Source organism: Fundidesulfovibrio soli (assembly GCF_022808695.1).
GTDB classification, from domain to species: Bacteria; Desulfobacterota; Desulfovibrionia; order Desulfovibrionales; family Desulfovibrionaceae; genus Fundidesulfovibrio; species Fundidesulfovibrio soli.
In genome coordinates this window covers 1-26,176 of sequence record NZ_JAKZKW010000008.1, presented here as the reverse complement: position 1 = coordinate 26,176, position 26,176 = coordinate 1, and the positions used below count along the sequence as shown (strand labels likewise).

The following is a 26,176-nucleotide window of genomic DNA, read 5'->3' as shown; positions in this document are numbered from 1 at the left end:
GGCCGCGAAACACTCACGGGCCTACAAGCCAATAACGCCGACATGCAAACGACAACCACCCACATCGACACTTCCTGCCTGATGAAGTCCAGGCCGGACCCGTGCGCCCTGGTCATCTTCGGGGCATCCGGCGACTTGACGGCGCGCATGCTCTTTCCGGCCCTGGCCAAGCTCTACGGCCTGGGGGCCATGCCGGAGCGCTTCGCCATCGTGGGTGTGTCCCGCACTCCACTGGACGACGAGTCCTTCCGGAAACGGATGCGCCAGTCCCTGGAGGAGGCCGGAATCTTCGACGCCGCCGCCTGGGAGGTGCTGGCTTCCCGCCTGTTCTATGTTGTCCTGGATTACGGCGAACAGGAGGGCTATCTGCGCCTGCGCGACACCCTGGCCGGGCTGGACGAGCGCCTGAATCTCGGCGGCAGGCGGCTGTTCTACCTGGCCACGCCGCCCCAGCTGTTCGAGCCCGTGGCCGAGGGCCTCGGGCTGTCCGGCCTTGCCGGTAAGCGTTCGCGCGACTCCGGGACGCGCCTCGTGGTGGAGAAGCCTTTCGGCCGCGATCTGCAGTCGGCCAGGCATCTGGCGGACACGCTGCACGAGTGGTTCGACGAGAGCCGGATCTTCCGCATCGACCATTACCTGGCCAAGGAAACCACCCAGAACATCCTGCTCTTCCGGTTCGCCAACGCGGTCTTCGAGCCGGTCTGGAACCGCCACTACATCGACTACGTGTCCATAACCAGCGCCGAAAGCCTGGGCGTGGAGCATCGGGCCGGGTTCTACGAACAGTCGGGCGTGATACGGGACATGTTCCAGAACCACATGATGCAACTGCTGGCCCTGGTGGCCATGGAGCCCGCCCCCTCCTTCGTGGCGGACATGGTGCGCGACGAGAAGGTCAAGGTATACCGCAGCCTGAGGCCCTTCGATCCGGGCCGCCTGAGCCAGGACTTGGCCTTGGGTCAGTACGGCCCTGGAACGGCCGACGGCCAGCCCGTGCAGGGATACCGCCAGGAGCAGGGCGTGGATCCCCAGTCCGCCACGCCAACCTTCGCCATGATCCGGGCCTTCATCGACAACACGCGCTGGCAGGACGTGCCCTTCTACCTCTGCTCGGGCAAGCGCCTGCCCCGCAAGCTCATGCGCATGGTCATCCAGTTCAAGACCGTGCCGCATTCCATGTTCCGCAACGTCCTCGGGGACAGCGTCTCCTCCAACAGGCTCATACTCGACGTGCATCCCGACCAGGCCATCTCCATGAGTTTCCAGGTCAAGCGTCCCGGGGGCAAGCTCTGCCTGCGCACCACGGCTTTGCGCTTCAATTTCACGGAAAACGAATCCGAACCGTCCCTGGACGCTTACGAGAAGGTGCTCCTGGACTGCATGCTGGGCGACGGCATGCTGTTTCCGCGCCAGGATGCCGTGGAGTGGTCCTGGCGCTACTTCACCCCCATTCTGGAGTTGTGCGAAGCCTGCTCAGATCCCGGCGGCCTGGTCAAACCCTACCCGGCCGGAAGCTGGGGACCGCCGGAAGCGCCCGCCATCCATCCAGGTTTCGCCGGGGATGTGGGTTGAGCCGAGGGCGGATTCACCCCAGGATCAGCGCGGAGACGGCCTCCAGCAGGGGGGCGGGGTAAAGGCCAACGGCGACGAGCAGCGCGGCGACGGCCATGCAGGCCAGGTTGCCCGGGGTCTCGGCCGGGGTCCCGGCCGGAAGCCTCTCCGGTTCGGCCCCCGCCGGACACGGCGTATAGAGGGTGACCAGCACCCGGAGGCAGTAGTAGAGGCCCACGATGGTCGCGAGCATGCCGAAGACGGCCAGCGAGTAAAGCCCCGCATTGAGCGCGGCCTGAAATATCACGAACTTCCCGATGAATCCGGCAGTGGGCGGCAGCCCTCCCAGTGAAGCCAGGCTCAGGGCCAGAAGCCCTGCCCGCCAAGGGTGCGTGTAGCTCATCCCCCGGTAGTCCTCCAAAATGTCCCGGTCCGATCCGTCCGGCGAGAGCAGCCCCACAGCCCCGAAGGCCCCCAACTCCATGAGCGCGTACACTCCCAGGGAGAACATGGCCGCCCTCTCCCCCCCGCCCCTCACGGACAGCACCGCCATGGCCACGAAGCCCATCTGGGCGATGGAGGAATAGGCCAGGAGGCGCTTGAGGCTGCTCTGGCTCAGGGCCGCGATGCTGCCGGCGGCCATGGTCAAGGCGGCAGCCGCCTGAAGAACGGCGGCGGGCTGGCCCCACCCGGCCGCCAGGGCCAGGCGCAGGAGCACAGCGGCCACGGCGGCTTTGGAGCCCGTGGACAGGAAGGCCGTCACCGGTGCCGGAGCCCCCTGGTAGACGTCGGGCGTCCAGAGGTGCACCGGGGCCAGGGACAGCTTGAAGCCGAGCCCCACCAGGATCAGGGTCCAACCGACACTTGCCGTGGCCGAATTCCGGGCCAAGGCGGCCATCATGTCCATCTCGCCGGTCCCTGCGTAGACCAGGGCCACGCCGAAGATGATGCCCGCCAGGGCCACGGCTCCGGGCAGGAAATACTTGAGGGCCGCCTCCAGGGCCAGGGGATCATTCCGGCGGGAGGCTATCAGGGCGTAGAGGCACAGCGACATCAGCTCCACGCCGATGGCCAGGAGCAGCAGGTTGGCGGCCTGTGCGGTGATGAGCATGCCGAGCCCGGCCCAGAGGGTCAGGCCGTAGAGCGCATCCCCTGAGAAGCCGCGCTCCTGCGCATAGCTGTGGATCAGCAACATGCTGAGGCCGGCGGCCGCGCAGACCAGCACTGTGAAATACCGCTCCAATCCGCCCGCAGCCAGCATGGGGCTCTGCGTCCCCGGGGGCCAGGCCCCGAAACCGCTGAAGAACCCCGCGCACAGCACCGCTGCCAGGGAGACGCCCAACAGCAGCTCCTTGGGCGGGCGCTTGAACGCCGCCCCAGCGCCCAGAACGGCCAGCCCCCCGGCGGCCAGGGCCGCGTGCGGCATAAACTGCGTGGATAGCCAGGTCATGAACGCTCCTTGTCCGCCTAGGGCCGCACGCCCAGCGCCGGGAACTGGGGCAGGTGAATCAACAGGTTATGGATTGGCCCAGCGATGAGGTCCTGAAGCGGGGCCGGGTGCAATCCGACAAGCAGGACGGCCAGCGCCAGCGGGACCAGAACCAGCGCCTCGCGCAGGCCCACGTCGGTCATGGGCAGCTCGGAGCGCCTCGGACCGAACAGGGTGTCGCGGTTCATGCGCAGCAGATAGATCAGGGTCACGGCCATGCCCGCCACGGCCGCCGCACCTGCCAGGGCATGCACCTTGAAGAGCCCGAACACGATCATGATCTCGCCCACGAAGTTGCCGAGCCCCGGCAGGGCCGCCGACGCCAGGGAAAAGACCAGGAACAGGCTCCCGAACAGCGGGGCCTGATCCCAGAGCCCGCCCAGGCTCTTGAGCGAGCGGGTGGCGAGCCGTTCGTCCACCATGCCCGCCGAGGCGAAGAGCCCGCCCGTGGTCAGTGCGTGGCAGACCATCAGGACCACCGCGCCGGTCATGCCAAGCCCGGTCAGGGAGGCGATTCCCGCCACGGTGAGCCCCATATGGGCGATGCTGGAGTAGGCCACCAGGCGTTTGAGGTCGTCCTGCACCAGGGCCATCAGCGAGGCGAAGAACACCCCGGCCAGCCCGAGGGCCACCAGCAGCGGAGCGCAGGCGGCGGCCTGGGCCGGAAAAAGGGGGAAGGCGAAACGCATCAGGGCATAGCCGCCGGTCTTGAGCAGCAGGCCCGCCAGGATCAGGCTGCCCGCAGTGGGGGCCTGGGTGTGGGCGTCGGGAAGCCAGATGTGGATGGGCACCAGGGGTATCTTCACCGCGAAGGACAGCAGGAAGGCGGCGAACAGCCAGGCCCCGAGACCCGGCGGAAGCTGGGCGCCGGTCAGGTCGGCCAGGGCGAAGCTCTGCCCCCCGGCGTGGGCCACGGACAGGACGATGACCGCCAGGAACATGAAGAGGCCGCCCGTGGCGCTGAACAGGAAGAACTTCACGGCAGCCCTGCGGCGCTCGCCGTGCCCCCAGACGGCGATCAGGAAGAACACGGGGATGAGCTGCGCCTCCCAGAACAGCGCGAACAGGATGAGGTCCGTGGCCAGAAACACCCCCTGCACGCCGCTGAGAGCGGCCAGGAGGCAGAAGTGGAAGGCCCCTACCCGCTCGGTGACCTGCCTCCAGGAGACCAGAACTCCCAGGACCCCGAACAGGGCGGTGAGGCATACGAACACCTGGCTCAGGCCGTCCATGGCCAGGGTGTAGCGGATGGCGAAGCCGGGTATCCAGGCCCTGTCCTCCACCAGGAGCCAGCTCCCCCCGGCCTGTCCCGCCGCGGCCACAGCCGCCAAGACCACGGCCAGTTCGGCCAGGGCCGCCGCAAGCCCCAACTTGCGGCAGAGCTCGGGCCGTTCCCGCACGCCAAGGATCAGCAATCCGCTGCCCAGGGGCAGGAAGGTTATCAGGGAAAGCCAGGGGAATGCGTTCATGGTCGTTGTCGCCCTCCGGGGCTCAGGCCAGGCGCAACGCCAGGTAGACAAGCGCCACAGCCATGGACGCGAGCAAGGCCCTCAGGGTTGTGGAGACGCGCCCCGTGGCCAGGGAGCTCACGGCCCTCGACAAGGCCAGCACTGCTTTCGCGCCGCCGCCCACACCCCTATCCAGCACGGCCCCGTCCACCCTGACGGCAGTGAAATCCGCCAGCTTCCGGTAAGGCCCGGCCACCAGCGTTGCGTATAGGGCGTCCAGGCCGAATCCGGTGGCCGACATCCAGGCGGCGTCGCTCGCGGGCTTTCGGCCCGGCCCGTACATTCGCCTGGCCAGCCACAACCCGGCCAGGGCCAGGGCGGCGTCGAGGGCCGCCACGAACATCTCCACCCGGATGGGCGGAGCCGCGTGGGCCGGATGGCCTAAGCCCCCGGCAAGGGCAGCGTCCAGCCAGGCCTTCAATCCGAACACCTCGGGCGGGTTGACGAACCCGAAGACAAGAGCCAGGGCCGCCAGGGGCCACAAGGGCAACTCCATGCGCCTCATTCCGGTATCCGGGGTGTGGGGAGCAGGATCGTCCGGGCTGCCCGCCAGGGCCGTGTAGACCAGCCGGAAGGCGTAGAGCGCGGTCACGAAGGCCGCCTCCAGCCCGAGGACTGCGCTCAGGACGTAGGGCCAGCCCGGCAGACTGAGGGCGTCGGCCAGCACGCGCCCCTTGCTGAAATACCCCGCAGTGAGGGGCATCGCCGCCAGGGAGACGGCCCCGCACAGGAACAGCACGAACACGCCGGGCATCTCGCGCCTGAGCCTGGCCCCCATGCGGAAGATGTCATGCTCCCCGCCCACCGCCCGGATCAGGCACCCAGCGGCCATGAACAGCAGGGACTTGAAGAAGGCGTGGGCCATGAGGTGGAACATGGTGCCGGGCACATCGCCGCAGCCAGCCGCCAGGAACATGTAGCCCACCTGGCTGATGGTGGAATAGGCCAGGATGCGCTTGATGTCCCGCTGGGCCAGGGCCGCCAGGGCACCGTACAGGGCGGTGAACGCACCGAGCAGGGCCGTGGCCTCGAGCACCACGGGAGCGTGGGCCAGCAGGGGGGTCAGGCGCATGAGCAGGTAAGCCCCCGCTGTGACCATGGTGGCGGCGTGGATCAAGGCCGACACGGGCGTCGGCCCGGCCATGGCGTCGGGGAGCCAGACCGTCAGCGGCAACTGGGCGGACTTGCCCACCGCCGCCAGCAGGATCAAAAATCCGAGGATCATGGAGGTCTGCGGGGCCAGGGAGGCCGCCTCGGACGCGACCCGGCTCACCGAGGCGCCGCCCCACATCCCCGCCATCAAGGCCAGGGCCGCAACCAGCCCCAGATCGCCCAGGCGGGTCAGGATGAAGGCCTTGCCCCCGGCCGTCACGTTGGCCGTATCCTGATGCCAGAAGCCGATCAGGGCGTAGGAGCAGAAGCCCACCCCCTCCCAACCCAGGAACAGGAACAGCAGATCGTCGGCCAGGGTGATGACCAGCATGAAGAACACGAACAGGTTCAGGTAGCAGAAATAACGGGCGTGGCCCTGTTCCTCGCGCATGAAGGCCGTGGAATACAGGTGTATCAGCAGGGAGACGAAGGTGACCGTCACGGCCATGAACCCGGCCAGGGGGTCGTAGAGCAGGCTGGCCTGAGCCTGGAAGCCCTCCCCCGCGAACCAGCCGCACAGGTTCACGGCCCAGGTCTGACCCTGGCCCAGAGTCAGGCTCAGGGCGGCCACGGCAGCGGCAAGCGCGCCGCCCACCGCCGCGCAGGCCGCCCATCCGGCCAGACGCCGCGAGAGCATCCGGCCCGGCAGGGCCTGGAACAGCGCACCGGCGGCGGGAAAAAGCAGCATGGTCACCAGCAGGGTTTTCATGGTCAGCCCTTGAGCCCTGTGTAGCCGTCGGCTTCAAGCGAGCCGCCACGGCGGCGGGCGTGGACCAGCAGGGCCAAGCCGAAGGCCACCTCCGCGGCGGCCAATCCCATGACCAGGATCACCGCCGCCTGGCCGTCCAGGGTCTGCCAGCGCAGCGAGGCTCCGACGAAGGCCACCGCCGCGCCGGTGATCATGATCTCAACACCCACCAGGATCATTATCACTGAACGCCTCATGGCCGCGCAGGCCGCGCCCAGCACGAAGAGCGCCGTGGCCAGGATCAGGATGTGCTCAAAGGGAACGATCATGACGCGCCTCTCCGGCCATCGCGATGCGTCCGGTCCGGGCGGCACAGCACCAGGGCCGCCACCAGGGCCGCGAACAGCAGGATGGATACGGCCTCGAGCGCCGGCCAGTAGGCCTCCAGCAGGAATGCCCCTGTCGCGGCCGGGCGGGCCTGGGTCGCGCTCAGGACCACCTTCGCTCCGGGATCTCTTGCGAACACGCTCCAGGCGGCTGCCAGGCAGAGCCCGGCCAGACACACGGGCGGAGCCGCGCGCTTCAGCCCGATGCCTCCAGCTTCGCCGCGCAGGCCCAGGAGCATGATGATGAACAAAAACAGCACCATGATCGCACCGGCGTAGACCACCACCTGCAGGATGGCCGGAAGCGGCGCGCCCAACAACAGGAAGATCAGCGCCGAGGCCAGCAGGGCCACCACCAGGTACAGCACCGCGTGCATGGGGTTCCGCCTGGTGGCGGCCATGGCGGCCCCGCCCAGTGTTATCCCGGCGAGAAGGTAGAAGATGACACCCAATAAGCTCATGGTTTCATGTCCTAGGGCAGCAGCGTGCGCACGTCGATGGGTTCGTCCTCGTCCAGGTGGCTGCCCTTCCCGCCTTCGACCGCCACACCGGCGTGCTTGTAGAAATCGTACTCCGAATCCTTGCCGCCGTGATCCACAAGAAGGTCCTCCTTCTCGAAAACGAAGGCCGCCAGGTCCGGACCTGAAAAGGCGAACTCGGGCGTGAGCTGGATGGCCAGGGTGGGGCAGGCCTCCTCACAGAGGCCGCAGTAGATGCAGCGGGCGAAATTGATCCTGAACCAGGCGGCGTAGCGCCTGCCTCCGGGGCCTTCGGCGGACTGCATGGAGATGCAGTTCACGGGGCAGGCCCCGGAACACAGGTAGCAGGCCACGCAACGCTCCTGCCCGTCCGGAGAGCGGGTCAGGATGATGCGCCCCCTGCTGCGTTCGGGCAGGACGCGCTTGTATTCCGGGTACTGCTCGGTGATCGGGGCCTCGAACACGTGCCGGAGAGTTTCCCTGTAGGACCCGGCCAGCCCGGCCGCGCCCCGGGCGATTTCACGCCAGAATCCGCTTTTTTCGCTCATGAGTTCGCCTCCATGCCCTAGGGCCACAGCACCAGAACCGCGCCCGTGACCAGCGCGTTGGCCAGGGCCACGGGTATCAGCACCTTCCAGCCCAAGGCCATAAGCTGGTCGTAGCGCAGCCTGGGCAGGCTGGCCCTCGTCCAGATCAGAAACACCGGGACAAGAAACGTCTTGAGCCCCAGCCAGACCAGGGGGGGCAGCAGCGGCCCGCGCCACCCTCCCAGGAAAAAGATGGAGACCAACAGCCCCAGGAGGATCATGTTCATGTATTCGCCCAGGAAGAAGAGCCCGAAGCGCATGCCGCTGTATTCGGTGTGGAACCCGGCCATGAGCTCGTTCTCGGCCTCGGGCAAGTCGAAGGGGATGCGCCGGGATTCGGCCATGGCGCTCAGCAGGAACAGCGCGAAGGACACCGGCTGCATGAACAGGAACCAGCACTTGTCCTGGGCGGCCACGATCTCGGAGAGGTTCAGGGATCTGGCCAACATCACAACTGGGACCAGGGACAGCGCCAGGGGAATCTCGTAGCTGACCATCTGCGCCGCAGCCCGGATGCCCCCCAGCAGGCTGTACTTGTTGTCCGAAGCCCAGCCCGCCAGGGCAACCCCGTACACGCCAAGGGAGGACATGGCCAACACGAAGAGCAGGCCCACGTTCAGGTCCGTCACGACCAAGGGAATGCTCCGCCCGAAGAGCACCAGGGGCTCGCCGAAGGGTACCACGGCGAAGCTCAAGAGCACCGGCGCAGCCGCCAGGGCCGGGGCCGCCAGGTAAACGAAGCGGTCCGCCCCCTCGGGGACCGTGTCCTCCTTGAGGAGCATCTTCACCGTGTCGGCCAGGGGTTGCAGCAGACCGAAGAAACCCACCCTGTTGGGCCCGTAGCGCAATTGCATGCGCCCCAGGAGCTTGCGCTCCAGGAGCACCAGGTAGGCGGCGGCCGTCAGGACCACGCCCAACACCAGAGCCATCTTGCCCAGCATGACCGCCACCCCGAGGAGCATGTTCATACCGCCCCCCCCGCCTTACGGCGCACGGCGGCGGTTCCGCACTCCGGACCCGGACCGGACGGACCGGCAAGGCCCCGCAGGCGGGGCAACACGATGACGCCCGCAGGCATGTTCGGGAAAATCCTGACGGCAACTTCCACGTCCCGGCCGCCCAGGGTGACCACGACGATCTCCTTTTCGGCGATGCCCAGGCCCTTAGCGTCTTCGGCCCCCAGACAGGCGAAAGTCTCACCCGCCGCCTGGCGCACGAGTTCGCTGTAGCTCCCCAGCTCTTCGGTTCCGAAGAGCGCCTCGCCCCAGACCACCGCGTAATCGCCACCGCGTCCGGAGGTGTCGGGCTTTTGCAGCTGGTCCGGAAAACCGTCGCCGGATGCGGGCGCGGCGCTGACACGCATCCCGTCGAAGGGGTAGCTCTCGCGGGGCAGATGAGCCAGGGCGGGCACGGCCGTCGCCACACCTCCCCAGGGGTGGCCGTAGGCCGGGAAGCCGAGGGTTTCCCTCAGTTCCTCAAGGATAGCCCAGGCCGGACGCGGTTCGGTCCCGGGCAGGGCCCGGTCGAAGGCGCGGGGAGGATGCCCCCCCGCCCCGTCCTGGGACACCGGAAGACCGCAGGCATGGACCGGGCTGGCGTACTGGAGGCGGCCTTCGTTGTTGGCCAGCGTCCCCCCGGACTCGAAAAGTGTGGTGGCGGGCAGGAACACGTCGGCCCGTTCCGCCGTGCGGCTCGGCAGGCAGTCCAGGACCACCAGGGTCTCCAGTTCAGACAACGCCGCCCCGTCGAAGGGATCGCACTCCACGGCCAGCACGGCCTTTATCCGGCCCTGGCGGATTCCGGCCAGGACGTCCGCGTGGCTCGGCTGCCCCTCGCCGGAAGATGCCCGGGCCAACAAGGCGGCCCCGAAGGCGTTGGGTCCCGGCAACACGGGCAGGAGCTTGCAACCGTCCCGGGAGGCGGCCAGGATGTCGGCGGCCTTGGATATCCGCCCAGCCAGGGGCGTCCACGAGCCCGGGCCAGCGCCGGTGCCGACGCCGGGCATGGCCTGTCCCCAGGCCAGCACGGGCCTGCGGCAGGCGGCCAGGGCCGGAGCCGTCTTTTCTAGAACCGGCCAGAGCCCGGGATAGCCGGGGAGCAGACGGGGGAGGATTTCCGCCGCGAGCGCAGCAGCCTGGACGGGTGTGGCCAGGGCGGTCAGAGCCTCCAGGCAGGCGGACAGGTCGCGGGGATGGACCGGCAGGTGGACGAAGGGCAAGGGCAGGGCCACGGGCCTGGGGTCGGCGACCAGCACCAGGGCTCCATCCAGGGCGGCCTGGCGCATGGCCAGGGCCAGCATGGGCGCTTCGCCCAGGGGGTCGAGGCCCAGGCAGAGCACGGCGTCGGCGCGCTGCACCTCCGCCAGGGAGCAGACCCGCTCCGGGCTCAACGCCCTTACCGAATGGATGGTCTCCCCGGCCTCGCGAACGCCGGAGAACACTGCCGGGCCGGTCCAACCCGCGGCGTCAGCCAATCCCGCCAGGGCTCCCAGCGTCTCCAGGGTGGCCCTGCACGAGCTGAGGCAGGCCACGGCCTGGGGTCCATGACGCGCGGCAACAACCCGGAGCCGCTCGGCGGCCTGGGCCAAAGCCTGGGGCATGGTTGTTTCCTTGCCGTCGGCGCAGGCCCGGCGGGGGCGTCCGGGCAGGCTGGAAAAACCGTGGGAGAAGCGGCCCCGGTCGCACAGGAAATAGCCGTTGACCGCCTCGTTCAGCCTGGCCTCGACGCGCAGCACCTCGCGGTAGCGTGCCGCGACCGTGGTGTTGCAGCCCAGTGAACAGTGCGGGCAGACCGAGGGGGCGCGCTCAAGGTCCCAGCGCCGGGCCTTGAAGCGGGCCGTCTTGTCCGTGAGCACGCCTGTCGGGCAGAGGTCCACCATGTTTCCCGAGAACGCGCTCTCCAGTCGCCCGTCCTCGTAGCGGCCGAAATAGACCCGGTTGGCGATCTGCAATGGGCCGAAATCACGCCCGCCCGCGACCTCCTGGTAGAAACGGGAGCAGCGGTAGCAATGGATGCAGCGGTTCATCTCGTGCTGCACGAAGGGTCCCAGGTACTGGTCCTGGTAGGTCCGCTTGCGCCCGGCATAGCGCCTCAGGCAGTGGTTGCCGGAGATGGTCTCGTCCTGGAGAAGGCAGTGGCCTCCCTCGTCGCAGACCGGGCAGTCGTGGGGATGGTTGACCATCAGCCACTCGATGATGTGGCGGCGGAAATCCACGGCTTCGGGGTGGTCCGTGGAAACCACCATGCCGGCGGCGGCCAGGACGGAGCAGCTCATATCCAGGCCCTTCACAGGCCCCTCCAGGAACATCACGGCGCACATGCGGCAGGCCCCGGCCACCTTGAGGGCCTTGTGCCAGCAGAACCTGGGGATCATGATCCCCAGGCGCTCGGCCGCCTCGATGACCGATGTCCCTTCGGGAACGCTCACCGGGCGCTTGTCGATGATCAGATCCGGCATGACAGTCCCTCCCGGCATGGCGTCGGGCCGAAGGTGACCGGTCCGGGGGCGCAAGGCTTGCCCCGGGGCGTCGGGGCCACGGCGCCGAAGGGGCAACTCCTGTGGCGGATGTGCTCGCGCACCTCGTCCTCGAAGAAATCCAGCAGCCCGAGCAGCGGCGCCGCGGCGCCCGGGGCCAGGGCGCAGTACGCGTGGCGCATGTGGTGGCCCATTTGCCTGAGCATGCCGATGTGCTCTTCGCGTCCCTGGCCGGATTCGATCTGGTACAGGATATTGCGGATGAAAGGCAGGCCTTCGCGGCAGGGAGTGCACCAACCGCAGGACTCCCTGGCGAAGAAGTCGATCATGTTCAGGGTGGCCCCCACCAGGCAGGTTTCCTCGTCGAACACGATGATGCAGCCGGTGCCGAGCCGCTGGCCGATGGCCTTCAGGGCGTCGAAATCCATGGGCACGTCCAGGTGGCGCGCGGGCAGGAAGGAGGTGGAGGCCCCGCCCGGCAAACAGGCCTTGAAGGTGCGCCCGGGAAGCATGCCCCCGGCGTGCTCGAAAAGTATCTCCCGCAGGGGGGTGCCCATGGGCAGTTCGTAGCACTCGGGCCGGGCGACCGGCCCGCAGACGGAATAGAGTTTGGACCCTGAGCCCGTGGGGGTGCGAGCAAGATTCTTGAACCATTGCGGGCCGTTTTGCACTATGCCGGGCAGGCAGGCCAGGGTCTCCACATTGTTCACCACGGTGGGCCGCCCCCACAACCCGCTCACGGCCATGCGCGGCCCGCCCTTGCGCGGGTTGGGGCGCAGGCCCGAGATGGCGTTGATCTGGGCTGATGCCTCGCCGCAGATGTAGCGCCCCGCGCTGCGGTGCACCACCATGTCGAAATCGAACCCGCTGCCCAGGATGTTTCTGCCCAGAAATCCCGCGGAGCGAGCGATCTCAAGTTCCCTCTCCATGAGTTCGGCGTCCATCTCGTAGGAGGGCCTGACGAAGAAGATGCCGTGTTCCGCCCCCACCGCGTAGGCGCAGAGCAGAACCCCTTCGATGACCATGTGCGGATCCGCTCCGACCAGGATGCGGTCCTTGAAGGAGCCAGGCTCCATCTCGTCGGTGTTGGGCAGGACGAATTTCGGCCCCTTGTGCCCCTTGGGCACGCTCTGCCACTTGCGGCCCGCCGGGAAGCCGGCCCCGCCCCGCCCGCGCAGGTTGGCCTCCAGGACCATTGCCTGGACCTCCCCTGGATCGCGCTTGCCGACCGTGGCCAGGAGGGCCTCGTAGCCGCCGTTTGCGCGATACTCATCGAAGGGGACCGGCCCGTCGGGACGGCGGTTGCGCAGCAGGATGGGGCTGAAGGGGGCGTTCATCGGCAGACCGCCAGCTCTTCATGGGAGACGCGCAGATCGTCCAGGATGGTGTCGATCTTTTCCGGGGTCAGCCCGCCGTAGAAACGGCCGTTCACCAGCATGGCCGGGGCCTGGTGGCAGTTGCCCACGCATCCGGCCGGAAGCACGGTGAACAGCCCGTCCTCGGTGGTCTGGCCCGGGCCGACGCCGAGCTTGCGGCACAGGTGGTCCAGGAGCGAGTACTGATGGTACATCCAGCAGACCACCCCGTCGCAGACGTGAAGGATGTGCCGACCCACGGGACGCCGGTAGAGGAAGTCGTAGAAGGTGGCCAGTTCCTCCAACTCCAGGAGGGTCATGCCCAGAATCCAGGAGGCATCCGCCATGGCCTCGTCGCAGAGGTAGCCGTAGTGGTTTTGCAGCGCGTACAGCACGTCGATGGCGTGTTCCCTGGGGAATTCGGCTTTGCTGACCTCCTGCTGGAGCTTGTTTTTGAGTTCTTCGAGCTGCATGTGCACTCCTAGCGGTCAATGTCCGGCAGTACGTAATCTATGGAGCCCAGCACGGCCACGAAATCGGCCAGCCTGCCGCCCACGGACATGAGCGGCACGGCCTGGAGGTTGGCGAACCCCGGCGTGCGCAGGCGCATGCGGTAGGCCGCGCAGCCACCGTCGCTGACGAGGTAGTAGCCTTGCTCGCCCCGGGGCGATTCCGTGGCCCGGTAGACCTCGCCCTCGGGCAAGCGCGGCCCACGGGTGACGTTGACGAAATGATGGATGAGGCTCTCGATGTCCTTCAGGGCGGCCTTATTCTCAGGCAGCCCGTAGCGGCTGTCGCCGGCTACGTAGCGCCCCTCGGGCATGCGCGCGGCGGCCTGCTCGATAATGCGCAGGCTCTGGCGCATCTCCTCCATACGCACCAGGTAGCGGGCGTAGCAGTCGCCGCCGGTATCCGTGGGGATATCGAAATCGAAGTCAGGATAGGCGCCGTACGGCGCCGTGCGGCGCAAATCCCACTCCAGGCCGCAGGCCCGCAGGTTGGGGCCGCTCACGCCCCAGTCCACCGCGTCCGACAGCTTCAGGCGGCCGACGCCCCTGGTCCTGGCCCGCACGATGGGGTTGCCGGTGACCGCCGCGTGGTACTGCTTGAGCCTGTCCGGGAATACGCGCACGAATTCCAGCACCATGTCCTTCCAGCCGGAAGGCAGGTCCATGGCCACGCCCCCGATGCGGAACCAGGAAGGGTGCATGCGCCCGCCGGTGATGAACTCCACGATGTCCAGGATCTGTTCGCGCTCCCGGAAGGCGTAGAAGACCGGGCTCATCATTCCGAGATCCTGAACGAAGGTTCCGAACCAGACCAGATGATTGGAAAGCCGGAACAGTTCGGCCAGCATGACGCGGATGTACTGGGCCCGCTCCGGAACCTGGACCCCGGCCAGCTCCTCCAGGGCGGTCAGGTAGGTGAAGTTGTTGGCCAGCCCCACCAGGTAGTCCACGCGGTCAGTGTAGGGGATGAACTGGTGCCAGGTCTGGCGCTCCCCGATCTTCTCCACGCCCCGGTGGTGGTACCCTATGTCCATCTCCATGTCCGTGATGGTTTCGCCTTGCAGGGCCAGCACGTACCGGAATACGCCGTGGGTGGCGTAGTGGTGGGGGCCGAAATTGAGCAGGTACTCGCCCGCATGGTCCCTCCCCGCGAACAGTTCGCCCGCGTCCACGGGCTCCATTCTCCGGGCCTCCCGGGAGGTGAAGGGGGGCATGGCGGTAGCCCGGCCCTGGTAGCCCTTGCGCAGCGGGTGGCCCTCCCAGCCCGGCGGCAGGAGCAGGGAGCGCGGGTTGGCCAGGCCCTCGAAGGCGATGCCGAACATGTCCCGCACTTCGCGCTCGTACCAGGAGGCCGAGGGCCAGACCGTCGTGACGCTCGGGGCCTGCGGGCTCCCTCCGGCCAGAGGGACCTTCAGGCGCAGCAGGCTCGCGTCCTCCAGGGAGCGCAGGGTGTAGACCAGGGTGTAATCGTTCTCCGGGCGCTGCCGCCTGGCCGTCTCGTCCACGGCGGTCAAGTCCTCCAGGCGGGCGTAGCGCGGGGCTGACTGGGTCTTGAGGTGGCGCAGCACATCGATGATACGCTTCTTCGGAACCCGGTACGTGGGCATGTCCGTGGAGGCGGGCTCCAGGGCCGCGTCCTGGCCGAAGAGCGCGGCAAGGCTCCTGGCCTGGCCGAGCTCCGGCGTGGAGATTTCATGGACGGGCGCGGGCGGGGTCCACATCAGGTCCGCCCTGCTCTCCCGGAACCAGGGCTCCGTGGCAGGGGTGCCCCGCACGGGGATGCCCGCATAGCCCGGCCCGCGAGGATCGCGGCATTTGTCCACCCCGTCCGTCAGCACGCCCTCCCTGCCGCCCTGGCTGCCCCCCGCGAGGCCGAGGACGGGCCGGGCCGGGCGCTCGCCCGCGGCTATCATCTCCTGTAGGCGCAGGAGCCCGTCGAACACCGCCTCGGGCCGGGGCGGGCAGCCGGGAATATATACGTCCACGGGGATGATCTGGTCCGTGCCCTGGACCACGGAATAGACGTCGTACATGCCCCCTGAATTGGAGCAAGAGCCCATGGAGATGACCCATTTGGGGCTGGACATCTGCTCGTAGAGCCGGAGTGCCACCGGGGCCACTTTCTTGAACAAGGTGCCGGAGACGATGAGCACGTCGGCCTGGCGGGGCGAACCCCGAAACACCTCCGAGCCGAAACGGGCGATGTCATAGCGGGAGGTGAAGGCCGCGGCTTCCTCCACGAAACAGCACGACAGCCCGAAGAACAAGGGCCAGAGGCTGTTCTTTCTGGACCAATTGATGACGATGTCCAGGCCGTTCAGGGCCATATCCTGCGGACCGCTCATCGGGCGTCCTCCCCGCTTCCGGGTGTGGGGCTCCGATCCGGGCCGAAGCCCCGCTCAGGCTCCAGGCCGCCCTTGCGCCAGGCGTAAGCCAGGCCAAAGCCGAGGATCAGGATAAACCCGCCCATGCGGATCAGGCCCGGCAGCCCGGCCGTGTCCCAGGCCAGGGCCCAGGAGACGATGTAGACGGTCTCCACATCGAAAATGAGGAAGAAAACGGCCGTGAGGAAAAAGGGGACGGGATAGCGGAAGCTGCCGGTTCCGGTAGGGATGACGCCGCATTCGTAGGCCCGGCGCTTCTCGCCGCCCGGCATCTTGACCCCGAGCCAGCCCGCGAGGAAGAGCATCGCACCCATCAGCCCGAGGACAAGCGCTCCGAAGACGCTCAGGGACAGTCCCGAAGGCTCCCAGGGGGAAAAGGCCGGGATCAGCGGAGTGAACTCAGACATACCCATGGTCTCCCTTCCCGCACCGGGCCGGTACTGCCCTTCAAGCGAGAATCGGATGATGCACCATACTAGGTGATCGTGAGCGGCAATTCAACAACCCCGCGAAAACTTGTCGAAGAATTGACGAACCACCCCACGCCACCTACAAAGAAGACTATGCCAGGTCCGCCCATGAGCTGACCCCCCTCGCGGACGGCGGGCCGCCGCCCTCGCGAACGGCATCCGCCCGGTATCATGCAACCATCGGGACTCATATGACCAGCACATTCCGAGAATCATTCAGCGTCACCCACGGCTACCCCGTCGTGTTTACACGCCAGGCTCTGGACCCGGCCAATCCCGCCCTGCGCGATGCCGTGGCCCAGGCCGGACCCGGCCCCCATAAGCTGGCCGCGGTCCTGGACGATGGCCCCGTGCGCGCCTTTCCCGGCCTGATCGGACGATTCAAGGACTATGTTCGGCATCACCGCGAGACCATCGCCCTGGCCGGCGACCCCCTGGTGGTCCGGGGAGGCGAACAGGCAAAGGACGGCATGGACCTGGTGCACCAGGTTCTGGAACTGATCGTCCAGCGCGGGCTGTGCCGCCAATCGTTCGTGGCGGTCCTGGGCGGCGGGGCCGTGCTGGACGCCGTGGGCTTCGCGGCGGCCACCGCCCACCGGGGGGTGCGCCTGATCCGCCTGCCGTCCACCACACTGGCCCAGAACGACGCTGGCGTCGGGGTAAAAAACGGCATCAACTGGTTCGGACGCAAGAATCTCCTGGGAGCGTTCGCACCGCCCTACGCCGTGATCAATGATTTCAGCCTGCTGGATGGCCTGGCCCCGGCGGAACGCCGGACCGGCTTGTCGGAGGCCGTGAAGGTGGCCCTGATCAGGGACCGGGCGTTCTTCGAGCGCCTGTTCCAGTTGCGCCACAGCCTGGGCGCATTGGAGTCCAACGCCGTTGAGGAGGCCGTAGAGCGCTGCGCCGTGCTCCACCTGGAGCACATCGCCGGTGCGGGCGACCCCTTCGAGTTGGGCTCCTCCCGGCCCCTGGATTTCGGCCACTGGAGCGCCCACGCCCTGGAGGAACTCAGCGGCTGGACCTTGTCACACGGCGACGCCGTGGGCGTGGGCGTGGCTCTGGACAGCGTCTACTCCCACTTGGCGGGGCTGCTGGCGGAGGCCGACCTGGACGACATCCTGGAAGTCCTCACGGATATGGGCTTCGCCCTCTGGAGCCCTCACCTGGACGCGTTGGACGTGGACGCGGCCCTGGCATCCTTCCGGGAACATCTGGGGGGCGAATTGGCCTTGAGCCTGATCACCGCCCCGGGCTCCCGCGTGGAGGTCGACCGGGTGGACGCAGGGCTCATGCGCCGGGCCATCGCCCGGCTGGGCCAATACGCGGCAGGATTGGGCAGGGAGCGCGCATGTCGGCGGTGACGTACTGCACAAACATCCACCCCGGCGAATCCTGGGCGCAGACCCTGGCAAGCCTGGAGAACCACACCCTGGCGGTAAAGGCCGCACTGTCCCCGGATGAGCCTTTTCCCGTCGGACTCCGGGTGTCGGGCCAGGCCAGCCTGGAACTGGACATCCGGGAGGCGGAACGCTTCCGCCACTGGCTCGCGCTGTCGGGGCTGTACGTGCGCACGCTGAACGGCTTCCCCTACGGCCGGTTCCATCATGTCCCGGTCAAGGCCGGGGTGTACCTGCCGGACTGGCGCGACCCCGAGCGTCTGGCCTACACCAAGCGCCTGGCCGACCTGCTTGGCTGGTGGCTGCCGGACGACGGATCGGACGCCGGCCCGGGGTCCATCTCCACGGTTCCCCTGGGCTTCCGGGACGGCTTCGATCCGGGCCAGGAGGGCCTGGCCTTCCGGCACTTGCGCCAGGCTCTGGAGCATCTGGACGCCGTAGCCCAGCGCACCGGCAAACTGATCCGCCTGTCCCTGGAGCCCGAGCCCGGCTGCCTGCTGGAGACCACAGTGGACGTGGTCGATTTCTTCCGGCGCTTCGAGGCCCCGCCGAGCCTCTCGCCCTACCTGGCCGTCTGCTACGACTGCTGCCACCAGGCCCTCCAGTTCGAGGACCCGGCGGCCTCCCTGACCCTGTTGGCGGACAACGCCGTGCCCATCGGCCACGTCCAGGTTTCTTCGGCCCTGCACCTGGAATCGGGCTGCCTGGACAGGCTGGCCCGGTTCGACGAACCCGTGTACCTGCACCAGGCCGTGGGCAGACGTTCCAATGGCGAGCTTCTGCGCCTGGACGACCTGCCCCAGGCCCTTGCGGGCGGCCGCTACGATGTGGAGAGCTGGCGGGTGCATTTCCACCTGCCGGTTTTTCTGGCCGAGCTGCCAGAGTGCCTGAGCACCCAGGGGTTCCTCCAGGAGGCCCTGCCAAGGTTCGACCCGCAAACGCCCCTGGAGGTGGAGACTTACACCTGGTCGGTGCTGCCTGCCGAACTGCGCGCGTGCTCGCTCACCGAGTCCATCATTCGTGAAATTTCGTGGGTCGAGGCCCATCGCCGGCCGGGGCGCACTCCAGGGCCGCCACCTTGGCCAGCCTGCGCCGGTGGCGCTCCCCCCCGCTGAAAACGGCCCTTAGGAAGACCTGAGCCAGCTCCCTGGCCAGGGCATTGCCCACCACTTGGCTGCCCAGGCAGAGCAGGTTCATGTCGTCGTCCTCAACGCCCTGGTGGGCGCTGAAGGTATCGTGGATCAGTGCGGCCCGCACGCCGGACACCTTGTTGGCGGCAATGGATGCGCCCACGCCGCTGCTGCAGAAGGCCAGGCCCCTGTCCACCTCTCCCTTGGCCAGGGCTTTGGCCAAGGGGACGACAAAATCCGGGTAGTCGTCCGTCTGGTCCAGGACCACGGCCCCATAATCCACAACCGTATGCCCGGCATTCTCAAGCGCCGCGAGCATCCCCTGTTTCATGTCGAACCCGCCGTGGTCCGCAGCCAACCCGATGCGCATGGTGTCGCCCTCCTAGCCCATGTACCGGACATAGTACCCGCAGGTGGGGTAGGCCCAAATTCCGTCGTGCAGGGCCGACACGGGCAGGCCCTGGCGCATGGCCAGGGCGAACAGGTTGATGATCTCCTCGGCGTTGTGCCCCAGGATGTGCGCCCCGAGGATTTTCCCGTCCGTCTTGTCCGTCAGCACCTTGGAGTAGCCCACTGTCTCGCCCAGGCGTTTCCAGGGGAAGGACCCGGCCAGGTCGAGCTCGCACTTGTCGTAGTCGAGCCCCTTGGCGGTGCAGGCCTCCTCGGTTAGGCCCACCATGGCCAGGGGAGGCAGCGTGAACAGCACGCTGGGGATACCCGTATAGTTCGCCTTGACCCCGCCCGTGCCCAGCATATTGGCGGCGGCCACCGCGCTCTCCATGTCCGCCGTGGGGGTCAGGGCGAAGGGGGTGGCCGCGCAGTCCCCCACCGCGTAGACCGCATTGTTGGAGACGCTTTGCATGTGCTCGTCCACGATTATGCCCTTGGGGCCGAAGGCGACGTTGGCGGCATCAAGCCCCAGGCCTTCGACCTGAGGAACCCGGCCCGCGCAGTGGACGACCAGGTCGGCCTCGTGAACCGTCTTGCCGTCGGCGCCGCTGCGGACCACCAGCCCCTGCCCGGTCCTCTCGACGGAGAACACCGGGGAGTTGAGCAGCACCTCCACCCCCCTATCGCGGCTGGCGGCCACAACCCGGTCGGCCGCGTCCGCGTCGAAGCGCCGCAAGGCCCTGTCGCCGTGGGTCAGGATGCTTGCCCGGCTGCCGCAGGCGTTGGCGATGTGGGCGAATTCGAAGGCTATGAAGCCCCCGCCCAAAAACACCAGACGCTCCGGCAATTCCTCCAGGTCCAGGAAGGCGTCGCTCACGGACACGTGCCCGGCCCCCGGGAAGCCAAGCTCCCTTGGCCCGCAGCCCACCGCCAGCAGGAACCTGTTCGCCTGAAGATCATGACCTTCGACATGCACGGTCCCCGGCCCGGTGAACACCCCGCGCCCCTGGAAGATATCCACCCCGAGCTTCTGATAGTGCTCGACCACCGCCTGGGAGATAGGTTCGGTCATGGCGCGTTTGAAGGCCATCAGTTCATTCCAGACGCATTCCGGCGTCCCGGCCACGCCTTTGCCCAGCAGATGGGCGGCCATGCCCCTCGCTTCCGGGACGGCCATGAGGATTTTCTTGGGGTTGCAGCCGGTGTTGGGGCACACGCCGCCGAAACGGCTTTCCTCCACGACGGCCACGCGCCATCCGGCCTTGACGCACGCCTTGACCGCAGGACCCGCCCCGGGGCCTGATCCAACGACGACCAGATCGTAGACTTTGGCCATTTTCTGCTCCTTCGCGCTCAAGATTTCCTGACTGCTGGCGGTAGTGCTCTTGACCAGTAGCGCAGGATGAAAGCCAAGACCAGAAGGTTCAAGCAATGAGACGGCAGGGTCGCTCCTTGAACCCGGAGGTTGCGTTCCCGTCGAAGAGGCAGGCGCTCATTCGGGGACGTTCCGCCTGATTGAGGAAACAGGCTCCGGGTTGCCGTGAACGCCCCAGGTCTGGTACGCAAAACCCAAAGCAGGCCAATCGCCGAATCTGGCCGGCAAAGGAACCGTCATGAGCGCAGATGAAAACGTCATCAGCCAGGAAACCCTGGCAAAATGCAACGGCGAGGGCGGCAATCCGATCTATGTGGCGCACGAGGGACGGGTCTACGACGTGAGCGCCAGCCGCCTCTGGAAGGGCGGCAAGCACATGAACCGACACTTGGCCGGAGGCGACCTCAGCCTGGAGTTCGCCAGCGCGCCTCACAACGTCGATGTGCTCAAGCGCTTCCCTCAGGTGGGTATCATCGCGGCAACCCCGAACCGGAAAGCGGAGCCGGAATTGCCCCAACTCCTGCGCCGGATACCGTTGCTGCGGCGTCACCCCCACCCCATGGCCGTGCACTTCCCCATCGTCTTTTCCATCGCGGCCACAGGGTTCGTCCTGCTGTACCTGGCTTTCGGCTGGAAAGGTTTCGAGCTGACCTCGTTCAACTGCCTCGGAGCCGGAGCGATCTTCACGCCGGTTGCCATGCTCACAGGGTATTTCACATGGAAATACAACTACATGAGGCAGTGGATTCTACCGGTTGTCGTCAAGCTCTCACTCTCGCCCCTGCTCTTCCTGGATCTGGCAACGTGCTTCATCTGGCGACTTGCGGACCCGCGGATTCTGGACACACCGGGTACGGGCCGCTGGCTCTACCTGTCCCTGGTCCTGGGGCTGACCCTGCTGGTGAGCGTCATCGGCTGGTTCGGGGCCACGCTCAGCCTTCCCCTACACCGCAAGCCTGCGGGCTCACCCCCTGAAAGCCAGGCCCAAAAGGAACACCCCTAGCATGGCCAGGGGATAGTAGCTGGCCGAATTGAACAACTCGGCGGCCTCATCCTTGCCCTGGCGGGCGAGCAGGGCAAGCGCCGGGTGCAGAAGCAGCACGGCCCCCGGGATGAGAGCCGCCAGCACCCATGCCCAGGCAAAGTCCGCCGGAGTCATCAGAAAGAGCGACGCGCCTAGGAGGGTGCTTCCGGTCAGGCAGGCGAAAACCAGCCTGGCCGCCTTGCTCCGGCCCAGCACCAGAGGCAGGGTTCTGGCCCCCTGGCGTTGGTCCAGCTCCAGGTCGAACCAATCCGCCGGGATGTTCTGCCCTCCGATTTCCCAACAGAACACCGCCACGAAGAGAACCGTTGGCATAAGCGGCGACGGGTGGGGGTCCACTGCCAGAATCGCGGCCAGCGCGCCCAGGGTCTTGACCACCCCGTTCACCAGGGCGCGGAGATGGCTGACCTTGAGCAGTTTGCAATAGAGGATCTCCATAGCCACTCCGGCCAACAGAAGCAGCGCACAGACCGGGTTGAGCAGCCAAGCTCCCGCCAGAGCTGCCACGGCCCAGCATGAGGTCCAGGCCAGGGCCTGGCCCAGCGTGAGCGCGCCCTGGGCCAGGGGGTGGCGCATGAATGCCCCGTCCAGGTAGCCTTCAACCTTGGCGAATTCGACCTGGTTCGCCTTGTCGGTGCGGTAATCCATGATGTCGTTGACGGCATAGACGGCGGTGTAACCCGCGAAGGCCGTCAACAAGGCCATGCAGAGCAGGCCGAGCGGGGGGAATCCGCCCAGGCAGAGCAGCGCCGCCAGGAGCGGCGTCGCCAAGTCCAGCAGACAGTGCGGCGTTCGTGAGAGGGCGAGGTAGAAACGCAGCTGCCGCACCAGGGCTGGAACGCGGGCCACGGGCCGGGCTTTGGTCAGGGACAGCGGGGTGTTCATTGGGTCCTCCCACGGGTGGTTGTCTGCCGGACAAACGGCTCCGCTGGGCGTACGTCACTCCTGCGAGTCAAGAAACAGAATGCGCTTTCCGGGCGACGCCCAAGATGGTGAAGCGCGATTCCCGGTAGCCGGGCTGCAGCGCCAGGGCCTGCAACGCAAGTTCCCGCCGGAATTCCCGGCCGTCGAAGCGGTCGCCTCTGGGGTGGGCCAGGACATCCCGCAGGATGGGGGCGGCATACAGGGCCGGGTAGATCTCCTCGAAGAGGAACAGCCCGCCCGGAACCAAAACGCGGGACACCTCAGCCAGGCCCCGGCGCCAGTCTTCAAGATGATGGATGATGCCCAGGTTGAAGACGGCATCGAAACTCGCATCGCGGAACGGCAGAGCCTGGGCGTCGCCACGGAGCAGGCACAGGCGTTGCTCGTTCCGGGCTTTGGCAGCGGCCAAGCGCAGCATGTCCGGGTCGAGGTCGATGGCGTGGTATTGCGCCGGTTCGAAGGCTCTGAGCGCGTGCAGGGCGCCGTTGCCGTTGCCGCAGCCGATCTCCAGGCAGCGGGCCCCCGGGCCGAGGCCGGACATCGCCTTTAGCGAACCAAGCTGCCGCTTGAGGATGAAGCGCCGGGCCACGCTGTTGCAAAACACCCGCTCCGGCCAGTTTACCAGCATGACACCCCCTCTGAACTCGAGGATCGAACAGCCGCGCCTTGCGCGGGCCGGTTCGGGACGTTGGCCTCGTACAGTTGGACGATGCCCAGGCTCAACGGTGTCCTGCTCACCGGGCCGAACCCTGCCCGAGTCAGCTCCTGCGCGAAGGCCTCGGGCTTGGGGAAGGCCAGCACCGATTCCACAAGATAGTCATAGGCGTAGTCAGAGCGTGAGAGGAAATTCCCCAGCGGCGGCAGGACGTGCTCGAAGTACAGGCGGTAGAGCCTCCTGGGCACGCTGGCCTCCGGCAGGGAGAACTCTAGCACCAGGGCCCGGCCTCCCGGCCTGAGAACCCGGCGGAATTCGGCCAAGGCCGTTGCCCGGTCGTCCACGTTGCGGATGCCGAAGGCGATGCTCACCGCGTCCATGCATGTGTCCCTCACAGGGAGACGGCGCGCGTCCCCAAGGCAGAGGCTCAGACGCCCGGCCAAGCCCTGGGAGAGGAGTTTCCCGCGGCCCACGGCCAGCATGGACGGGGAATAATCCAGACCCAGCACCTGGGCCAAAGGACGTCTGCGGCATATCTCAAGCGCCACTTCAGCTGTACCTGCCGCCACATCCAACACCCGCAAGGGCCGCCCGGGCGGCAGACGATCGGCCAGGGCCCTACGCCAGGCCGAGTCCCTGCGGAGGGACAGCACGCTATTCTGTAAATCGTAGCTAAACGCGACCTCCTCGAACATCCGCCGCACCTGGCCGTCTAACAAGGGCATGGCTTCGTCTCCGCAGAGGCAACTATCTAATCTGTATGGTTACCAGGCTCACGTCTCCACCTGGAGGGCTCAATCCTTCAGGTTGGTTCCCTTCTTGGCTGACCAATGGGCTTTGCAATATACCTCATTCAAGCAGTTCGCTTTAGGTACAGGCGAGGGTTTTCCTCTTTATGGCATTGATTCAGATTCCATGTAGCACCTTTTCTTTCTCTTGGGGAGCGAATCATGGCAAAGTAGGACTTATTTTGGGTCATGACCCCACAGGATTCGAGCTGCCGCATCGGCACGGTCCGATACTGCCGATCATCCGGCGGCCTGACTTGACCCGTAAGTTTGCCTTGCGTTGGCCCGAGCATGTCAGCCCCACCGGTGATTCAGCTTGGTGGGCCTGGGCCTGCTGCCGGTCGGCTTACGCTGGGCCTTGGGGCGCTCACTGCCGCGAACTGAGAGGCCTTGCTCCTTAATGAGCCGATGCACCCGGTTCTTGCCGATGACCGGCGCATCTACGGAGCGCGGTTGTGCCCATTTACGCCGGTTGCCGCAGAACGGGTGATCCGTCTGGAGTGAGAGAAACCGGTCCAGCAGTTCGACGTTTCGGGCTGCGACTTTGGCGTAATGGAGTAGCCCCCATTTAGACCGGACACCCTGACCAACCGAAGAGGTATGGCTAGAGGTATGTCCAGATATAGTGCTAACGAGTTCGCCACGGTCGAGTTGGTGAACGAGGCGCAGCGTCGTCGCTGGCCATTGGCGGAGAAGCTTCGGATCGTCGAGGAGTCGTCCCGGCCTGGGATGAGCGTCTCCTACGTGGCCCGCAAGCACGGCATCGCCCCCAACCAGCTCTTCCGATGGAGGAAGCTCATGAGCGAGGGCGGCAAGGTGGCGGTGCAGGCTGACGACCAGGTGGTCAGCGCTTCGGAGGCTCGTGCTCTCAAGAAGCGGGTTCGCGAGTTGGAACGCCTCCTGGGCAAGAAGACGATGGAGGTGGAAATCCTCAAGGAAGGCATCAAGATCGCGCGCGAAAAAAAACTGATATCGCGCACGCCGTTGCCGTTCGAGGAGGATTTCCAGTGAAACGGGTGGCGGAGGCGTTCGACGTGGCCCGTTCGCAGTTGTCCGAGCGACTGGCGACCGGCCCAAGGAACCGCCCGTCCCGCTATTCGATGGCCCAGGACGAAGTCCTGCTGCCTCTGATCCGTGAGATCGTCGATGGACGGTTGACCTACGGCTATCGCCGGGTGTGCGCCCTGCTCAATCGTCGGTTGGTGTCGATGGGCCAGCCACGGGTGAACCACAAACGCGTGTACCGGATCATGCGGCTCCACGGCCTGCTTTTGGCCAGACACACGGGCAACAGGCCCGAGCGGTCGCATGAAGGCAAGGTCATCACCCTGCGGAGCAACTTGCGTTGGAGCGCTGACGCTTTCGAAGTCGGCTGCTGGAACGGCGAGAAAGTGCGTGTGGTTTTCGCTCTGAACTGCTGCGACCGCGAAATCATGGGGTTCGCGGCCTCGACGTGCGGCATCTCGGGCTCAATGGTGCGCGACCTGATGCTGGAATGCGTGGAGAAACGATTCTGGATGAGCCCTGCGCCGCATCGGGTGGAGTGGCTGACCGACAACGGCTCCTGCTTCGCGGCCAAGGAGACTGTGGAATTCGCGTCCTGGCTGGGCCTGGTTAGCAGGTTCACCCCGGTCAGAAGCCCGGAGAGCAACGGCATGGCCGAGGCGTTCGTAAAGACCTTCAAGCGCGATTACGTGTACGTCAACGACCGCCCGGACGCTCAAACCGTCCTGAACCAGCTTGCGGCTTGGTTCGAGGACTACAACGAGATGCACCCCCACAAGGGGCTGCGGATGCTCTCGCCCAGAGAGTTCATTCGCTTTTCAGCAACTGAAGGGTGTCCGGTTTAGCGGGGGCAACTCCACCACCCTATCGCCGCACCTGACGTCACAGGTTTGGAGGTCAGCTTGGCCTGCGCTGGCTTCGGCACCGTTTACGCCGATATTGGCACGTCATACTTCAGGCGATCCCTGCCGCATTTGATCTCGGCCGTCCGATTTTTGCCTCGGCTAGCTTTCAGTTGATTCGGGGGTCCAGCCAATCAAGCAAGGCCATCTGCCCCAGGGAGCGCGCCAGCAGGAACCCGCCCACTCCGATGCAGACCACCGCGACCAGCGTGCGCAGGTGCCTGCTCCTGATGGAGTGCGCGAAGCGGATGCCGATCACCAGCCCGGCCAGTTGCACCACGCTCAGCCAGGACGCGGCCCTGAAGTCGATGAATCCGTGGATCAGGTTGCCCACGGTGCCCGAGCCCGCCGCAGCCACCTGGATCACCTGCCCGGTGGCCACGGCCGTGATGGGCGCGAAGCCCAGCACCACCATGATCGGCACCGAGAGCACCGGACCGCCCACCCCGGTCAGGCCGGAGATGAACCCCACCACCGCGCCGATGCCGCCAAGCAGCGCCAGATGCGCCGGGGAGCGCCGGTCGAAGGCGAA

At 66.8% G+C, this 26,176-nt stretch carries 23 protein-coding genes; 5 read left to right on the top strand and 18 right to left on the bottom strand.

Features of this window, described 5'->3' with window-relative positions; translation table 11 throughout:
• Positions 1-42: 42 nt before the first annotated feature.
• Positions 43-1,572, top strand: a complete 1,530-nt coding sequence (gene zwf / locus MLE18_RS09100) for a glucose-6-phosphate dehydrogenase (RefSeq protein WP_243438482.1) — start codon at positions 43-45, stop codon at positions 1,570-1,572.
• 13 nt (positions 1,573-1,585) lie between these two features.
• Here the strand turns inward: zwf and MLE18_RS09095 are convergent, their stop codons facing one another.
• From MLE18_RS09095 to MLE18_RS09040, 12 genes are read right to left on the bottom strand one after another with little or no spacing between them, the layout of a single operon-like run.
• The gene (locus MLE18_RS09095; protein WP_243438481.1) at positions 1,586-3,001 is read right to left on the bottom strand and encodes an NADH-quinone oxidoreductase subunit N; all 1,416 of its coding nucleotides are present in this window, start codon (positions 2,999-3,001) and stop codon (positions 1,586-1,588) included.
• 17 nt (positions 3,002-3,018) lie between these two features.
• Positions 3,019-4,509: a complex I subunit 4 family protein gene (locus MLE18_RS09090; RefSeq protein WP_243438480.1), complete on the bottom strand. Its 1,491-nt coding sequence runs from the start codon at positions 4,507-4,509 to the stop codon at positions 3,019-3,021.
• A 22-nt stretch (positions 4,510-4,531) separates the two neighbouring features.
• Positions 4,532-6,409 carry an NADH-quinone oxidoreductase subunit L gene (locus tag MLE18_RS09085; protein WP_243438479.1) on the bottom strand — a complete coding sequence of 626 codons (1,878 nt, stop codon included), beginning with the start codon at positions 6,407-6,409 and terminating at the stop codon, positions 4,532-4,534.
• A gap of 2 nt (positions 6,410-6,411) precedes the next feature.
• Positions 6,412-6,717 carry an NADH-quinone oxidoreductase subunit NuoK gene (gene nuoK, locus MLE18_RS09080; RefSeq protein WP_243438478.1) on the bottom strand — a complete coding sequence of 102 codons (306 nt, stop codon included), beginning with the start codon at positions 6,715-6,717 and terminating at the stop codon, positions 6,412-6,414.
• Positions 6,714-7,235, bottom strand: coding sequence for an NADH-quinone oxidoreductase subunit J family protein (locus tag MLE18_RS09075; protein ID WP_243438477.1), 522 nt, complete (start codon positions 7,233-7,235; stop codon positions 6,714-6,716). The genes nuoK and MLE18_RS09075 overlap by 4 nt, the downstream gene beginning before the upstream one ends.
• Before the next feature lie 11 nt (positions 7,236-7,246).
• Positions 7,247-7,801, bottom strand: coding sequence for an NADH-quinone oxidoreductase subunit NuoI (nuoI, locus tag MLE18_RS09070; protein ID WP_243438476.1), 555 nt, complete (start codon positions 7,799-7,801; stop codon positions 7,247-7,249).
• A gap of 17 nt (positions 7,802-7,818) precedes the next feature.
• A complete protein-coding gene (gene nuoH / locus MLE18_RS09065; RefSeq protein WP_243438475.1) occupies positions 7,819-8,808 on the bottom strand; it encodes an NADH-quinone oxidoreductase subunit NuoH in 990 nt (329 codons plus the stop codon).
• Positions 8,805-11,297, bottom strand: a complete 2,493-nt coding sequence (gene nuoG, locus MLE18_RS09060; protein ID WP_243438474.1) for an NADH-quinone oxidoreductase subunit NuoG — start codon at positions 11,295-11,297, stop codon at positions 8,805-8,807. Before nuoG ends, nuoH begins: the two co-directional genes overlap by 4 nt.
• On the bottom strand, positions 11,285-12,652 hold the full coding sequence (locus MLE18_RS09055; protein ID WP_243438473.1) for a complex I 51 kDa subunit family protein: 1,368 nt from the start codon (positions 12,650-12,652) through the stop codon (positions 11,285-11,287). The genes nuoG and MLE18_RS09055 overlap by 13 nt, the downstream gene beginning before the upstream one ends.
• A complete protein-coding gene (gene nuoE / locus MLE18_RS09050) occupies positions 12,649-13,143 on the bottom strand; it encodes an NADH-quinone oxidoreductase subunit NuoE (RefSeq protein WP_243438472.1) in 495 nt (164 codons plus the stop codon). Before nuoE ends, MLE18_RS09055 begins: the two co-directional genes overlap by 4 nt.
• A gap of 8 nt (positions 13,144-13,151) precedes the next feature.
• The gene (locus tag MLE18_RS09045; protein ID WP_243438471.1) at positions 13,152-15,524 is read right to left on the bottom strand and encodes an NADH-quinone oxidoreductase subunit B/C/D; all 2,373 of its coding nucleotides are present in this window, start codon (positions 15,522-15,524) and stop codon (positions 13,152-13,154) included.
• Positions 15,521-15,970 carry an NADH-quinone oxidoreductase subunit A gene (locus MLE18_RS09040; RefSeq protein ID WP_243438470.1) on the bottom strand — a complete coding sequence of 150 codons (450 nt, stop codon included), beginning with the start codon at positions 15,968-15,970 and terminating at the stop codon, positions 15,521-15,523. The genes MLE18_RS09045 and MLE18_RS09040 overlap by 4 nt, the downstream gene beginning before the upstream one ends.
• 254 nt (positions 15,971-16,224) lie before the next feature.
• Between MLE18_RS09040 and MLE18_RS09035 the strand changes: the two genes are divergently transcribed.
• Both MLE18_RS09035 and eboE read left to right on the top strand, forming a co-directional pair.
• A complete protein-coding gene (locus MLE18_RS09035) occupies positions 16,225-17,397 on the top strand; it encodes a 3-dehydroquinate synthase (protein WP_243438469.1) in 1,173 nt (390 codons plus the stop codon).
• Entirely contained in the window at positions 17,385-18,548 is a 1,164-nt protein-coding gene (gene eboE / locus MLE18_RS09030; protein WP_243438468.1) for a metabolite traffic protein EboE, read from the top strand. Before MLE18_RS09035 ends, eboE begins: the two co-directional genes overlap by 13 nt.
• Here the strand turns inward: eboE and MLE18_RS09025 are convergent.
• Positions 18,448-18,933 carry an RpiB/LacA/LacB family sugar-phosphate isomerase gene (locus MLE18_RS09025; protein ID WP_243438467.1) on the bottom strand — a complete coding sequence of 162 codons (486 nt, stop codon included), beginning with the start codon at positions 18,931-18,933 and terminating at the stop codon, positions 18,448-18,450. The genes eboE and MLE18_RS09025 overlap by 101 nt on opposite strands.
• Before the next feature lie 12 nt (positions 18,934-18,945).
• The gene (locus MLE18_RS09020; protein WP_243438466.1) at positions 18,946-20,289 is read right to left on the bottom strand and encodes a dihydrolipoyl dehydrogenase family protein; all 1,344 of its coding nucleotides are present in this window, start codon (positions 20,287-20,289) and stop codon (positions 18,946-18,948) included.
• 277 nt (positions 20,290-20,566) lie between these two features.
• On the opposite strand from MLE18_RS09020, the gene MLE18_RS09015 reads away from it, so the two are divergent.
• Complete coding sequence (locus MLE18_RS09015) at positions 20,567-21,331, top strand: DUF2231 domain-containing protein (protein WP_243438465.1); 765 nt, start codon at positions 20,567-20,569, stop codon at positions 21,329-21,331.
• Here MLE18_RS09015 and MLE18_RS09010 read toward each other — a convergent pair.
• The 3 genes from MLE18_RS09010 to MLE18_RS09000 all read right to left on the bottom strand — a co-directional run bounded on the left by MLE18_RS09010 (position 21,293) and on the right by MLE18_RS09000 (position 23,674).
• A complete protein-coding gene (locus tag MLE18_RS09010; RefSeq protein WP_243438464.1) occupies positions 21,293-22,255 on the bottom strand; it encodes a UbiA family prenyltransferase in 963 nt (320 codons plus the stop codon). The genes MLE18_RS09015 and MLE18_RS09010 overlap by 39 nt on opposite strands.
• A 67-nt stretch (positions 22,256-22,322) precedes the next feature.
• Positions 22,323-22,922 (bottom strand): class I SAM-dependent methyltransferase, encoded by a 600-nt coding sequence (locus MLE18_RS09005; RefSeq protein WP_243438463.1) that lies wholly within the window; start codon positions 22,920-22,922, stop codon positions 22,323-22,325.
• The gene (locus MLE18_RS09000) at positions 22,913-23,674 is read right to left on the bottom strand and encodes a ubiquinone/menaquinone biosynthesis methyltransferase (protein ID WP_272881569.1); all 762 of its coding nucleotides are present in this window, start codon (positions 23,672-23,674) and stop codon (positions 22,913-22,915) included. Before MLE18_RS09000 ends, MLE18_RS09005 begins: the two co-directional genes overlap by 10 nt.
• A 675-nt stretch (positions 23,675-24,349) precedes the next feature.
• Here MLE18_RS09000 and MLE18_RS08995 point away from each other — a divergent pair.
• Positions 24,350-25,587 (top strand): IS3 family transposase gene (locus MLE18_RS08995; protein WP_243438462.1). Its coding sequence is split into 2 segments (ribosomal slippage): positions 24,350-24,695 and positions 24,695-25,587, totalling 1,239 coding nucleotides; the frame shifts between segments, so codons are not numbered across the junction.
• 166 nt (positions 25,588-25,753) lie between these two features.
• On the opposite strand, the gene MLE18_RS08990 is transcribed toward MLE18_RS08995, so the two are convergent.
• A partial coding sequence (locus tag MLE18_RS08990; RefSeq protein ID WP_243438461.1) for a sulfite exporter TauE/SafE family protein occupies positions 25,754-26,176 on the bottom strand: 423 nt, incomplete at its 5' end.

What these genes read in the sequence shown, in the direction of transcription:
- zwf (WP_243438482.1), top strand. Translation starts at nt 43, where the DNA reads ATGCAAACGACAACCACCCACATCGACACTTCCTGCCTGATGAAGTCC.
- MLE18_RS09095 (WP_243438481.1), bottom strand. Translation starts at nt 3,001, where the DNA reads ATGACCTGGCTATCCACGCAGTTTATGCCGCACGCGGCCCTGGCCGCC.
- MLE18_RS09090 (WP_243438480.1), bottom strand. Translation starts at nt 4,509, where the DNA reads ATGAACGCATTCCCCTGGCTTTCCCTGATAACCTTCCTGCCCCTGGGC.
- MLE18_RS09085 (WP_243438479.1), bottom strand. Translation starts at nt 6,409, where the DNA reads ATGAAAACCCTGCTGGTGACCATGCTGCTTTTTCCCGCCGCCGGTGCG.
- nuoK (WP_243438478.1), bottom strand. Translation starts at nt 6,717, where the DNA reads ATGATCGTTCCCTTTGAGCACATCCTGATCCTGGCCACGGCGCTCTTC.
- MLE18_RS09075 (WP_243438477.1), bottom strand. Translation starts at nt 7,235, where the DNA reads ATGAGCTTATTGGGTGTCATCTTCTACCTTCTCGCCGGGATAACACTG.
- nuoI (WP_243438476.1), bottom strand. Translation starts at nt 7,801, where the DNA reads ATGAGCGAAAAAAGCGGATTCTGGCGTGAAATCGCCCGGGGCGCGGCC.
- nuoH (WP_243438475.1), bottom strand. Translation starts at nt 8,808, where the DNA reads ATGAACATGCTCCTCGGGGTGGCGGTCATGCTGGGCAAGATGGCTCTG.
- nuoG (WP_243438474.1), bottom strand. Translation starts at nt 11,297, where the DNA reads ATGCCGGATCTGATCATCGACAAGCGCCCGGTGAGCGTTCCCGAAGGG.
- MLE18_RS09055 (WP_243438473.1), bottom strand. Translation starts at nt 12,652, where the DNA reads ATGAACGCCCCCTTCAGCCCCATCCTGCTGCGCAACCGCCGTCCCGAC.
- nuoE (WP_243438472.1), bottom strand. Translation starts at nt 13,143, where the DNA reads ATGCAGCTCGAAGAACTCAAAAACAAGCTCCAGCAGGAGGTCAGCAAA.
- MLE18_RS09045 (WP_243438471.1), bottom strand. Translation starts at nt 15,524, where the DNA reads ATGAGCGGTCCGCAGGATATGGCCCTGAACGGCCTGGACATCGTCATC.
- MLE18_RS09040 (WP_243438470.1), bottom strand. Translation starts at nt 15,970, where the DNA reads ATGTCTGAGTTCACTCCGCTGATCCCGGCCTTTTCCCCCTGGGAGCCT.
- MLE18_RS09035 (WP_243438469.1), top strand. Translation starts at nt 16,225, where the DNA reads ATGACCAGCACATTCCGAGAATCATTCAGCGTCACCCACGGCTACCCC.
- eboE (WP_243438468.1), top strand. Translation starts at nt 17,385, where the DNA reads ATGTCGGCGGTGACGTACTGCACAAACATCCACCCCGGCGAATCCTGG.
- MLE18_RS09025 (WP_243438467.1), bottom strand. Translation starts at nt 18,933, where the DNA reads ATGCGCATCGGGTTGGCTGCGGACCACGGCGGGTTCGACATGAAACAG.
- MLE18_RS09020 (WP_243438466.1), bottom strand. Translation starts at nt 20,289, where the DNA reads ATGGCCAAAGTCTACGATCTGGTCGTCGTTGGATCAGGCCCCGGGGCG.
- MLE18_RS09015 (WP_243438465.1), top strand. Translation starts at nt 20,567, where the DNA reads ATGAGCGCAGATGAAAACGTCATCAGCCAGGAAACCCTGGCAAAATGC.
- MLE18_RS09010 (WP_243438464.1), bottom strand. Translation starts at nt 22,255, where the DNA reads ATGAACACCCCGCTGTCCCTGACCAAAGCCCGGCCCGTGGCCCGCGTT.
- MLE18_RS09005 (WP_243438463.1), bottom strand. Translation starts at nt 22,922, where the DNA reads ATGCTGGTAAACTGGCCGGAGCGGGTGTTTTGCAACAGCGTGGCCCGG.
- MLE18_RS09000 (WP_272881569.1), bottom strand. Translation starts at nt 23,674, where the DNA reads ATGCCCTTGTTAGACGGCCAGGTGCGGCGGATGTTCGAGGAGGTCGCG.